7 protein-coding genes are annotated in these 13,000 nt (G+C 49.7%); 1 reads left to right on the forward strand and 6 read right to left on the reverse strand.

Annotated features, from left to right (window positions below):
* Nucleotides 1-44: 44 nt before the first annotated feature.
* From EV211_RS04005 to asnS, 3 genes are all read right to left on the reverse strand, one after another.
* Complete coding sequence (locus EV211_RS04005; protein WP_133528146.1) at nt 45-2,006, reverse strand: elongation factor G; 1,962 nt, start codon at nt 2,004-2,006, stop codon at nt 45-47.
* Nucleotides 2,007-2,125: 119 nt separating this feature from the next.
* Nucleotides 2,126-3,109 carry a lysine exporter LysO family protein gene (locus EV211_RS04010; protein ID WP_133528147.1) on the reverse strand — a complete coding sequence of 328 codons (984 nt, stop codon included), beginning with the start codon at nt 3,107-3,109 and terminating at the stop codon, nt 2,126-2,128.
* Between the two features lie 147 nt (nt 3,110-3,256).
* Nucleotides 3,257-4,657, reverse strand: a complete 1,401-nt coding sequence (asnS, locus tag EV211_RS04015) for an asparagine--tRNA ligase (protein WP_133528148.1) — start codon at nt 4,655-4,657, stop codon at nt 3,257-3,259.
* A 699-nt stretch (nt 4,658-5,356) separates the two neighbouring features.
* On the opposite strand from asnS, the gene EV211_RS04020 reads away from it, so the two are divergent.
* On the forward strand, nt 5,357-5,791 hold the full coding sequence (locus tag EV211_RS04020) for an SseB family protein (RefSeq protein ID WP_133528149.1): 435 nt from the start codon (nt 5,357-5,359) through the stop codon (nt 5,789-5,791).
* Between the two features lie 52 nt (nt 5,792-5,843).
* On the opposite strand, the gene EV211_RS04025 is transcribed toward EV211_RS04020, so the two are convergent.
* Genes EV211_RS04025 through EV211_RS04035 form a run of 3 tightly spaced genes read right to left on the reverse strand, consistent with a single transcriptional unit; the run spans nt 5,844 to nt 12,665 of the window.
* Nucleotides 5,844-10,184 (reverse strand): EAL domain-containing protein, encoded by a 4,341-nt coding sequence (locus EV211_RS04025; RefSeq protein ID WP_166635365.1) that lies wholly within the window; start codon nt 10,182-10,184, stop codon nt 5,844-5,846.
* An 8-nt stretch (nt 10,185-10,192) separates the two neighbouring features.
* Nucleotides 10,193-10,360, reverse strand: a complete 168-nt coding sequence (locus EV211_RS04030; protein WP_133528151.1) for a response regulator — start codon at nt 10,358-10,360, stop codon at nt 10,193-10,195.
* Nucleotides 10,361-10,382: 22 nt separating this feature from the next.
* Nucleotides 10,383-12,665 (reverse strand): M6 family metalloprotease domain-containing protein, encoded by a 2,283-nt coding sequence (locus EV211_RS04035; RefSeq protein ID WP_133528152.1) that lies wholly within the window; start codon nt 12,663-12,665, stop codon nt 10,383-10,385.
* Between the last annotated feature and the right edge of the window lie 335 nt (nt 12,666-13,000).

The following is a 13,000-nucleotide window of genomic DNA, read 5'->3' on the forward strand; positions in this document are numbered from 1 at the left end:
AAACCGGGACAGATCACTCCATCCCGGCGTAGTTTAAAGTCTGATTATTTGTCCTGTGCGGCCTGATGCTCAGCGATGATTTTCTCAGCCATCTGCTTAGGCACCTCCTGATATCTGTCGAAAGTCATTTCGAAAGTTCCGCGGCCCTGTGTCATTGAACGCAGTCCCAGAGAATAATCGAAAAGCTCAGCCTGAGGTGCTTCTGCCAGCAGTTTCTGCTCGCCGTTGGCCTGAGGCTCCATGCCCAGGATCTTACCGCGGCGCTTGTTCATGTCGCCCATTACGTCGCCCATGTTATCGTCCGGTACGAAGATTTCCATGTGCATGATAGGCTCCAGCAAACAAGGTTTGGCTTCAACGATGCCCTTCTTGAATGCCAGCGCGGCAGCCATCTTGAAGGATACCTCGTTGGAATCTACTTCATGATAAGAACCGTCGTAGAGAACAGCCTTGACATTAACTACCTTGCAGCCTGCAAGAGGTCCCTTGGACATACATTCCTGAAGTCCCTTCTCAACGGCAGGCACGTAGTTTCTTGGAATGGATCCGCCGAATAGTTCTTCGGAGAATTCCAGACCGTCCTGCTGTGAAGGCGAGAATCTGATATGAACGTCACCGTACTGGCCGGCTCCGCCTGACTGCTTCTTATGCTTGCCCTGAACATCAGAGCTACCCTTGATGGTCTCTCTGTAAGCTATTTTCTGAGGCACGATGTTGACTTCAACGCCGAACCTGTCCTTCAGCTTAGCCAGGATTATATTCAACTGGATGTCTCCCTGCCCGCCGAGGAGAGTCTGATGAGTCTCAGAATTTCTCTCGATCATGAAGGAAGGATCCTCTTCTCTCAGTCTGTTAAGACCTGTTCCGATCTTCTCCTCATCGTTCTTATCCTTAGCCTCGATAGCTATGAAATAGTTCGGTGCAGGGAAGTCCAGCGGCAGGTATCTGATTATGTCACTCTTATCACAAAGTGTATCGCCTGATGTTGTGTACTGGAGTTTGGCAACTGCTACGATATCGCCGGCTTCGGCGTAATTCAGCTCAGTCTGCTCTTTGCCCCTCATGAAGAACAGCTTGCCCAGTTTCTCGGACTTGCCGGCTCTCTCATTATATACTTCTGTGCCGGAATTCATCTTGCCTGTAACGACCTTCATCAGAGAAATCTTTCCAACGAACGGGTCGACTATAGTCTTGAATACGAACGCCGACATAGGCGCGTCTGTTACGCAGAGTCTTTCAACAGGCTCATTGGAGTCGTTGAATCCCTGATACGGTCCGTGCTGCAACGGAGTAGGTACATAAGTCAGCAACAGGTCCAGAAGGCCTTCAACACCTTCACCGATCTGGAATGCCGATGAACATACAGGAACGATATTGCCCTCTGAAATGCCCTTGACCATGCCCTTCTTGATCTCTTCATCAGTGAACTCGTCACCATTGAAATACTTCTCCATAAGCTCGTCATCTGCAGAAGCGATGGCTTCCTTAAGATCCTCGTCGATCTCTGCAGACAGAGGCCAGCTCAGTGGAACCAGGGTCGATCCGAACTTAGCCTTCAGCTCCTCGAAAGTCTTATAGAAATCGAACTCGTCCTTATCTCTCTTATTTATAACTATGAAGCGCGGTGTCTTGTATCTTTCACAAGCCTTCCAAGCAGCCTCTGTTCCTACCTGAATACCCGAACCGGCGTCTACCATAATAACGGCAGCCTCGGCAGCTCTCAGTGCTGCATTTACTTCGCCGATAAAATCAAAATATCCCGGTGTATCTATAAAATTGATCTTGCTATCCTTCCATTCGATTGGAACGATAGAAGTATTAATTGAATAACCTTTTTCAATTTCCATCTTATCATAATCGGAAACAGTATTACCATCTTCGACTTTACCAAGTTTCTTGATAACTCCTGTTGTCAGAAGTGCAGCCTCCAGGAAAGTGGTCTTTCCGCAGCCGCCGTGTCCCAGCAACGCAACGTTTCTAATAGTTTCGCTTGTATAGCCCTTCATATATGAGACCTCCTACTTAATAATACGTCTGACGCTCTCCGCGCCAACAACATAAGTATAACAAAAAAGCCGCCTGTGTACAACGACTTTTTGAATAGTTTGAAAATACAAATTTTTTATCAGAATATGCTGCACAATATCGGCAGTATCACAGGCACGCCGAAGGTCAGCACTATGCCTATTATCAGGGCGATGAGCCCGATCTCCCTGCCCATGACTCTCGTCACCGGCACCAGCATGGTGTCCATGCAACCGGCTGCCGCCGATGCGAAGGCCGCGCTTTTGTTCAATCTGGCGTACAGTGGCAAAAGCATGACTGTGAAAATGTCGCGGAATACGTTGACCATGAAGCCGTAAACGCCGGCTTCGGCGCCGTAGGCTGACAACATGGTAGCCCCGGTCAGGCTGTAGTAGCCAACGCCGCTGGTGGAAATGACTGCATACTTCATTGGCATGCCCGTCACGAGGGCCGACAAAGCACCCCCTGCCATGCTTCCTATGAATATAGCCAGCACAAAAAGCAGCACGCGGAAGCCAACTTTTTTCATATAGCGGAATACGGTCTTCTGCTGACCCATGCCTATGCCTACGCTGGTGTAGAGGACTATGAGCGATATGGCCAGGGCTTTGTCCAGGAAAGGCGGCAGCCATGATGCGCCGGCCTTTGCCATGAAGTAGCAGGCCACGACGCCAACGATGACGCTGACTATAATGACTATGAGGATCGGATCAACCTTGTAGCCGGACTTGCCTGATCCTGCATCTCCTTCAGCTCCCTCGACCATTTCCTCCGCTTCATCGTCGTCCTTCAACATTTCCTGATATTTAGATAAGGGTACGAACAATTTTTCCACAATTGCACAGACAACTATGCTCCCTGCAATAGCGCAGAGTATGGTGATTATGCAGTTCAAGCCCACAACGCCTATTTCCGATATGACTTCTTTATTAGTGCCTACATTTCCGCCAATGACGAACATAAGCAATATAAGAGCGATCGTGGTGATTTTATCCACGACCTTGTAGGCCACGGCCGGCAGATTCTGAAATCCTATGATCAGGCCTGTTCCCATGCATACAAATGGCATTAGAGTGTAGAACATCGCTAACCTCCCCGTTATATTGCTAAAATACCACTTTAGTACGCCAGAATCAATAGACCCACGCAGAAAAAAACCGGCGCGACAGAAGTAATTCCGAAGCGCCGATTGCGGTTCAATATTTTATTAAATCCAGTACGTTTTGTTCGCCTAAAACTCCGATGTTTTCGGCGTCCTCGGGAACGGCAGCACATCGCGGATGTTGCTCATGCCCGTTACATACATTATCATGCGCTCGAAGCCAAGGCCGTAGCCTGCGTGCTTGACGCCGCCGTATTTACGCAGCTCCAAATACCACCAGTAATCCTTTTCGTTGAGGCCCATTTCCTTCATGCGGGCCTGTAGAACATCCATGCGCTCTTCTCTCTGACTGCCGCCGATGATCTCGCCAACGTCCGGAACCAGCATATCGCATGCCGCCACGGTCTTGCCGTCATCGTTGAGCCTCATGTAGAAGGCCTTGATGTCCTTAGGATAATCCGTCACGAATATCGGCTTCTTGAAGACTTCCTCGGTCAGGTATCTCTCATGCTCGGTCTGCAGGTCGATGCCCCACTCTACAGGGTACTGGAATTCCTTGTCGGCCTTCTGCAGGATCTCCACGGCCTTAGTGTACGGCACTCTGTCGAAATCCGAATTTACCACATGGTGAAGCCTGTCCAGCAAGCCCTTGTCTACGAATTTATTGAAGAACTCCATCTCTTCAGGAGCGTTTTCCAAAACATAGTTGATGATGTATTTGACCATGTCTTCGGCTACCTGCATATCGTTGTCCAGGTCGGCGAAGGCGATTTCCGGCTCGATCATCCAGAACTCAGAGGCGTGTCTTGCCGTGTTGGAATTCTCCGCTCTGAAGGTCGGTCCGAAGGTGTAGACGTTTCTGAAGGCCAGGGCGAATATCTCCGCTTCCAGCTGTCCGCTTACGGTCAGGTTGGTCTCCTTGCCAAAAAAGTCCTGGGAATAATCTATCTTGCCATCCTCCGTAAGAGGCGGGTTTTTCATGTCCAAAGTTGTCACCTGGAACATTTCGCCGGCGCCCTCGGCGTCGCTGCCCGTGATTATCGGGGTGTGCACGTAAACAAAATCCCTCTCCTGGAAGAATTTATGTATGGCGTAGGCTACCAGTGATCTCACGCGGAAAACTGCCGCAAAGGTGTTGCTCCTCGGCCTCAGGTGTGCGATCTCGCGCAAAAACTCCATTGAATGTCTTTTGTTCTGCAAAGGGTAGTCTGCGGCGGAGTCTGCCTCCATGGTTACTTCCTCGGCGTGGATCTCAAAGGGCTGCTTGGCGTCTGGCGTCATTAGCATCGTGCCCTTGATGAGCAATGCCGACGACAAAGGCGCCTTGGCTACTTCTTCGAAGTTGTCGAGTTTGTCTGCCTCGTAAACTATCTGTACCGGCTGGAAAAATGTTCCGTCATTTAGATTGATGAAGCCAAACTTGTTGGAATTCCTGTTCTGCCTGACCCATCCTCTCACGACGACTTCCTTACCGGCGTATTTTTCTGTGTTTCTGAAAAGTTCTCTCAGTTGAATATCTTTAGTGACCATCTTATTCCTTTCCGTGAAGATCCGGTGGCTGGGCGGCACGCAGTACGGTGCCTGGTGCTGGACGCGGCGCCACTTGGGCTTTCCGGCACTGCTGGCCATGTCGCCACCTTCTCACGTTTTTATTTCATTGTTTTGTATTATATCACAGGTTCGTACCCGTTGCAAATACAGAACTGTCGGGCACTTCAATTATTTTGGCAGTTGCCCACTATTCCGTCTTACAGATATTTCTAGCCCCAAGTTCTGACCCAATGCCGCGCACCTCTTTAACTGATTTTTAGGCAATACGTGCGGGGGTCGCACGTATTGGCCCTGTTTCTAGACCCGAGGTGCGATTTTAGGATTTGAAAAAAATAATACGCACTTATTTGAGGTTTTGGCGACCATGAAAGTGCGCATATTGAAATTTCAACATTTTATCTGCGTACTTATATACTATTTCAGAACAAAAACAGTGTTCTTAAGGCCTAATTCGCTACCATTAAATCCCATTTATGTGTGCCTGCCCCATCAGCGCGCACCTCGGTCTGTTTGATTCAGTCAATAAGTGCGAATTTGGTTTACAATAAAATAAAATACGCACTATCATCTCTGATATTTGATCAATACGTGCGCAACCTCTTCCAAGCCATAATATCGATTGCATTTCTCCCCAATCCTTGTTAGAATAAATTCACCTATATAAAGGAGGATAAAATCATGACAGATAATATGAAGCCTATGAACGAGGAAGGCTATACAGAGCAAATGCTCCAGGACGGCAGCACACTGGTATACCTGAAGCACAGGTTCATGGAAAAGAAAACCAAGGAACAACTTGACTGGATCTACAGCTGCATCCGTGATTCCAAGCTTATCGTTCCACTGATTCCCATCAGCAAGAAGCCGGACATGCTCGAAGACGATGACGGCACCAAGTACCTGGCAATCTTCTCACAGGAAGAACAGATGCCGGAGGACTACCGCGATGAATTTATTTTAGAGTCCATGACCTTCGAAGCCTGCCTTGAACTGGCCAGAAGCAATCCTGAAATCGATTCCATGGCCCTTGACGGATTCACGGAAACTATGGTAATAGATTTTCCTTTGGCCGAGGTCATTCTGCAAACGCCATCAAGATCGCACAAAGAGTAGCTCGTCAGGCTGCCGCTCCAGCCGTCGGCCTGCTCGCAGGAATCAGGCCATTTCACTGGCAGATAACATCTGCGTAAAATGCGATGCAGCCTTTTCCGTTGCGCTTGGCTGTGTACAGAGCCATATCCGCTTTCGGATACAGGGCTTCGAAGCTATTGCCGTCAGCCGGCGCAGTGGCTATACCGATGCTGGCCGACAGTGAAATGCCTTTGGCTGCTGTCGGTTCCGAATCGCTGGCCGACAGTGAAATGCCTTTGGTCTTAGATAAAGTCTCGCTATAGTTACACGGCTTGGACAGCTCCGCGAAGAACTGCTCCGCCTTAGCTGCGATGGCAGATTTGTCCGGCATATTGCAGAGGAATACGATGAATTCATCTCCACCCAGTCTGCCAACCAGATCATCCACACGGAAAACATCCTGAAGACTTTTTGCCACATCTACCAGGACCTTATCGCCGGTTATATGGCCGTAGCTGTCATTCAGGCCTTTGAAATTATCGATATCTATGACCAGTAACGCGTTGATGTCCCGCGTCGTACCGGCGGCACCTGACGATATTGGCTGGCAGGCCTGATCCGCCGCGGTAATAGTGCTATTCATCTTCTCAGCGAACACTACCCTGTTCAGCAATCCTGTAAGGGCGTCAGTCTCAGCACGCAGCCTGATATCCATATCCTCGCGCTTGATTTTGTCTATGTCCTCGAAAGTCAGATAAGCTTCCACGTCGGCAGTGCTAGGATACTTCATCAACTCCACAGTCAGCCTCAGCCAGCGAGTACCGCCATCAGGGAGACACTCGCGGTAATCCAGAGTTTTCTGGCCGATGCCCCTGTAATAATCACCCAGCAGCGCCGCAGAATTAGCAATAGCCTCATAAGCCGGCCTGTCCTCTTCACAGACATGCTCAGCAGCATATTTTTTCATTCTGCCGTTAAAGTTCCGCAGGTTTTCATCGAAATCCATATTAAGCAAATTGCCTTCCTGAATATCCTTAGTGACTGATTTACTTATATTGCAGCGCAACAATGTATATGATTCAGGGACCCTGTTTTCCAATGACTGACGCCATCGGCTGTAAATCATTTCCTTCTCCATCTGCCCCGTAATATCCTCGTGGGATACTATAGCAAACACAGGGCGGCCTGTAGAGAAAATCGTAGAGAACCCTGCTTTGATCCAACGGTACCCGACAGGCAAACGCAACTGAAATACCTGGTCGCCATTTTTGGCACCGCCAACAATATTCTCATAGAATTCTCTTACTTTCGGAATACTGTCATCAGGTACTACCCCAGCCTCTATCATGCCATCGGGCATATTCTCCACCCTCTCCGGCAAGCCACAGTCAACAGCCAGATTTGGCGGCACTATCAGCACCCTTTCATCTACCATAAAATGGCAGACCTTATTCCCGGCGTTCTGCATAGCCAGCTTGTAGCCGGCTTCGCTTAAGCGCAGATGCTCTATCGTCGACTGCTGTTCTCTTACATCTGTCATAATTGTATCTATGAGATCCACTTCCGAAGACATATCGTTGACATGCTCCTCAGCAGTATTCCCTTGGTATGCAGGCGCCACAGCACTGGTGAAGAAGATATTCAGATATCTTTCCCCCGTAATTGTCTTGCGCATATTTCCATTTATCATGACCCACACATAGCCGCCATCGCAATGGCGCAGGCGATATCTGGCATCACGTATATGTTCCCCCCGCAAGAGTGCGGCGGCAATGTTTCCCACATACTCCTTATCATCAGGATGAACGCCTTCCATTACATCTTCCTTATATGAAAACTCCTGTTTAACGCCCGGCTTCATGCCCACCAGATTCATGAACCCCTCGCTGCGATAGGATGGCTCAATTGAATCGTCATCCTGCACCTTCATGCGCACCAGCCCTCCCGGCACGCTGTCCATAATGGCATTCTTCTCCTCATTATCGCTTGCTATGACACGGTTAAGCTCGCGGCGGGTGATCAGCACGGTCACGTAATCGCCAAGGGCCGACAGGCCGCCTATAAGGTCCGCCTTTTGTGCGGGGTTGTTCAGACCAACTATGCCTATGATCTGTCCGTCCTTTTTCAGTGGTATGGCTACCAGGGACTTTATGGACAAAGCCTGAAAAACCTCTTTTTCCCTGGCGCCGACAACCAGCACGCTTACATCTTCGATGCTGACATAGTCTTTGTCAGCAAGGGCCTGCAGCAAAAAATCCGCCGTCGGCAGGGGCAGATCCCTGACGATATTTTTGTTCCCTGCGACTCCATGAGCGCAAACCTCGTAGGTACTGCTGACAGTGTCTTGACGCCTGTCGAACTCCAGCACGTATGACCTGTCGCCGTGGAAGAACGCCAGCATTTTGCTCAGTATGGCGCGGACGCCTGCATCGGCATCAGCCTGGCCGAGAAGTTGGTGGGCCACGCCGTCCAAAAATCTCAACTGCTCTATAGTCTCCGAGCGCTTAAGCTCGGATATTTTTTGTTCCGTTATGTTCTGATTGATGCAGTAGACCAGGCAACGGGCCTCGGCCGTGGCTATGACGCGCATTGTCACTCGCAGGTAGACCTTCTCGTCGCAGCCGGGCAGACCCACGAAAATACACTCCAGGGTCTTCTCCACGCCTGTTTTCATGTTGTCGCGCAAAAATGACAATATAGTCCTGCGGCTCTTTTGATCCAGGTGTTTCATCCAGTCCAGCTTAAGAGCATCGTCCAGCGTCATTCCCGTGCTGCCTATTACTTCCATATATTTGTCGTTGGCGCGCAGGAGTTCTATGCGGTCGTTATGGTATTCATATACGCAGGCGCCACCGATGTAACTGTTGAAAATCAATATATCCATAGACTCAGGATCCCAGAACTCATTATTATCCAGATTCTCCACTGTCTCGACAGCCATGATTTTCTGCTGCTTGCTGCTATCCCTTAGCAGTTCTTCGAAATCTTCCTTAGCCATAGGTTTGGCATAGAGATAGCCCTGCACATAAAAGCATCCTATAGACTTGAGGAAATCCGCCTGGCGGACAGTTTCCACTCCCTCGGCGATTATAGTCATATCCAGCCATTTGGACATGCGCACCATGGATTCTATAATATCTCCGCCCCTCGATGTATCTCCCTCTGAATCCAAAAATCCCATATCCAGCTTGATTATCTGAGCAGGTACATCCTTAAGGGTATTAAGAGATGAATAGCCGCTGCCGAAATCATCGATTTCTACGGTGAAGCCCATATCAACAAGTTCCTGAACGATGTCGATTATCTTCTTATCGTCAATAGCGAAGGCGGATTCCGTGATTTCAAGCCGCAACAGGTCGACAGAAATACCATACTTGCTGACAAGGTCGGAAATAGTCGGAATAAGGTCTTCCTTGTACACATCATATCTGGATATGTTGACGGACACAGGCAGGACTTCTCCTCCTTGATCCATCCACCTGCGCATATCCGCGCATACCTGTTCCCAGATGTACTTGTCCAGTTCGTATATGAATCCATTTCTCTCAAATATGTGAACGAAGGTCCCCGGCGACAGTATTCCCCTCTCAGGATGCCTCCACCGTACCAAGGCTTCGGCGCCTATAAGGGCTCCCGTGTTATGGTTATACTGAGGCTGGAACCAGGGTTCGAACTGTCCCTCCTCCAGGGCAGTTCCCATTTCGCTTACTATCTGCTGCTCAGCCATCTCTGCATCTTTCATTGAATCGTTGAAATAGGCCACATTCGTATTGAATCTGCCCTTAACAGTACTGCAGGCCGTAACAGCCCTGTCGTACATGGTGCTCACAGACAGTGAAAGATCGTCTACAACATATCTTCCTATGCTGAATGACAAGGGCCTGATAGATCCGTCAAAGGCAGCCACGCTTTCCTCGCATTTACGTAGTTCTTCTGACTGGGCATATTTGGCAGGATAGAGAGCAGAGAAATTATCCGCCATCATACGACCGGATATTCCTTCCATCTGCATAAATGCCGGCTTGGCTATTCCTGCAACGAACCGCAGGACTTCGTCACCCTTGACCGTTCCATACTGATCATTTATCATTTTGAAATTGTTGATATCCAGGCAAGCCATAATATAATAGCCCGGCTCCTTTTCCACTATCATTTTCTCTGCCTTCTGCAGGAAAGCATAGCGGTTGTAAAGCCCCGTAAGTACGTCTATCTGCAGTTCGTCTACAGTAATCGCGGACTCATGAAGATTTATTATATTCCTGACTCTCTGCCTGATGATCAGAGGTTTATACGGCTTGGAAACATAGTCGCCTGCCCCCATCATAAAGGCCTTGACTTCAGACGCATCCTCATTCTTGGCCGTAGCCACCACAACGGGTATGTGCTTCAGCTTCTCATCAGCCTTCATTTGCTCCAGGGCCTGAAATCCATCCATTACAGGCATTATAAGGTCAAGAAGTACAGCGGATATCCTAACCCGTGTTTCCTCATAACATCCAGTGCCTCTGCTCCATTGGCAGCTTCCAGAATATCATAGTCACTGTCCAGGATCACCTTAAGCATTTTCCTGTTAGACTCCACATCGTCAACTATCAACAAAGTGCGTCTCATTTGTCTTTCCTCCTGCTTACTTCTATTTATTAGCCTTAGCGGATACTATTGCCGTGTAGCTTTCACTGGCTGTAGTACCGTTATATGAGCGAATTTTGTAATAGTATCTCTTTCCCGCTTTCAGGGAACTGTTGGTATATGAAGTAATCTTGGTAGTCTTGATTCTCGTATATTTGCCATTCTTGGACGTTGCCCGGTAAACCTTGAAAACCTTGCCGTTGATACCTTTGTTCCAAGAGACGCGGATGGCCCGGCTGCCCTTTGCGACAGCTTTTACCTTAGTCGGCGCCTTGACCTGCAGAGGCATCTTCACGGTGACCTTCATGCAGTCAGCACCCTCCACATCAGCCGTGACGCTGATACCGCTGTCGACACGGTTTTTGATCAGGTCGCCCTTGTAAAGCTGGGTGTTGAACTTGAAGTTCGGATACTTGTTGACAACTGCGGAATTCATGGCCGGATAATCTATCAGAGGCGTGTTGACGCCGGTAGTTTCCGCATCGACTGCTGCGTCTGCCGCCGGTTCTTCTTCATAATATGCTTCCATTATGCCCGGGCTGTGGTCGATGGAGTTGATGGTGTTAGACGCGCTGCCGCCGGACGCATCGGTTATGCCGCGCTCGGTGACTGTAGCCTTGTCAACATGCCAGACAACTACGCCGAAAAGTCCCTTGGAGTAATCGTTCCCGTAAAGCCCGGCAAGTCCCCTGTCAAAGCCCTGGAACTGGCGATTCTCTATGAGGAATATCTGATTCTTATCTTTCGACTGGATGAGCAGTGCGTTATAGCCGTGACCGCTCTTCTCGCTGTTTACACTGTAAGTGCCGCTGTTGTAGATTCTGGTCGGCGTTATATAGCCGAGAAGGATCCTGCAGTAAGGGTCCAGGTATGTTGGATAGAAATCCTTACTGGTGTTCTCGAAGGGATCGCCGTCATTGCCCCAGCTACCATAAGCCATAAGTGACATTCCGCTAACGGAATAATTCTTCCATTCCTTCACGTTGCTTTCGCCGTAATATGGATCGTAGAGATCAGGCAATCCCAATATGTGTCCAAGTTCATGGCATACGACGTTGGTACCGTTCTGGAGTCTGACAACTGTTCCCGCGGAATTCTTTCCGGCCATAGTCTCCCCCATGGCGATGTAGTGGCCGACGCTGACGCCGTCAACTGAAATGTATGGGTCCAGGTCGTACTGGTGGGCCCAGATAGCGGCCTGATCAGTGTAGCCTGAGGACGATTCCTGTCCTGCCACAATGAAAAGCACGCTGAGTTCCTGGGCTGATATTTCGCCATCGCCGTCAGTATCGTAGACTCCGTAATCCACATATGATTCCGAAGCCTTGACCGCATCGCTTAGGGCCGAATTCAGGTCCGCCATGACGCTCTCATCATCGAAGTTTCCCTGCCAGTTGCCGTGGCTCCTGTTCAATGTCACGTGAACGACGCCGTCGTTGACTGTGTCATTCTGGTTGTTGTTCCCATCGGCTCCTGTCAAAGATGTCTCTCTGGCCGGCGCAAAGGTAAACTGCCCTTGTGATACGTCGCTATAGTAGTCGGCTACGCTGTTGCTGCCGTTAAATATCTTATCGTTCCAGTCGTAGTCATTATTGTACGCCACGTCGGAAAAGCCAATGACGATGGCCAGCAGTGGAATTGCCGTGTCGGCGTCAACGGACTGGGCCGTAAGCTTTTTCATGGAAGTAAGTGAATTGCTCTTCCGGATTGAGCTCAAAGAAACGACTTTCCGAGCCGGTGCTGTCTTGCCGCTGTATTTCAGCCCGCCCAAAGCGTAGTACCTGGCTTTATAGGTGCTGCTGCTCAGGCTGCTTGCCTTGCACAAAGAACTTGCCTTGGCGGCCGCGGCTTTCTTGCCTGCGGTTTTGCCGGTCTCGGCTCTGACGCCCATGTACAGTTTGCCGCCTTTAACAAAAACCTGCTTCCAGGTTTTGCTGTCCTGGTCTTTCTGTATGACGGTTCCGTCGTCGTTGACATAGTAGTGGAAGTACTCATCGCCGCTCATGCGAGCCGTGAATGTGGTCCCGTCGGGCTGGCTTAAGTGTATGTCGCCGTTGTAAGCCGGCATGGCATATACGCTTGTAGCGCTCATGGAGATGATCACGCACGCACAAAGGATGACGATCAGGGCTGCTGCCAGCATCCTGCCGATGCCGATGCTGGCGCCGGCTGGCCTTGCTGCCTGCTGTATGCCGACTGGCCTTGCTGCATGCTGCATGCCGGTGCCGATGCTGGTGCCGGCTGGCCTTGCTGCCTGCTGCCATCCGCTAAAATCCAACTTTCTCATAAGGACCTCCTCGCACTGAAAGAGACGAATAACTTCAGAATAATTATATCATATCTAACAATTATTGGCACTTGATTTTAGCAATTTAAACAGATAATGTAAATAGGGCCCTGGGCAGTGTCGGCCGCCGGCTTAGCGTGGGACGGCGCGGTCCGGTCCCAATCTCGGCCGCCGGCTTGGCGTGGGCCGGCGCGGGCCCGCGAGCGCCAGACATGGTTTCACCCAAAACGCCGTTTCATAGTAAGCATCAAAACATAGGCACATAGGTAAAAAAACAGAGCAGTTCGCAACTGCCCTGTTATAGCTTACAGTGTTTGTTTACATTCTTCTGGAAT

The organism is Aminicella lysinilytica (genome assembly GCF_004362975.1).
GTDB lineage: Bacteria > Bacillota > Clostridia > Peptostreptococcales > Anaerovoracaceae > Aminicella > Aminicella lysinilytica.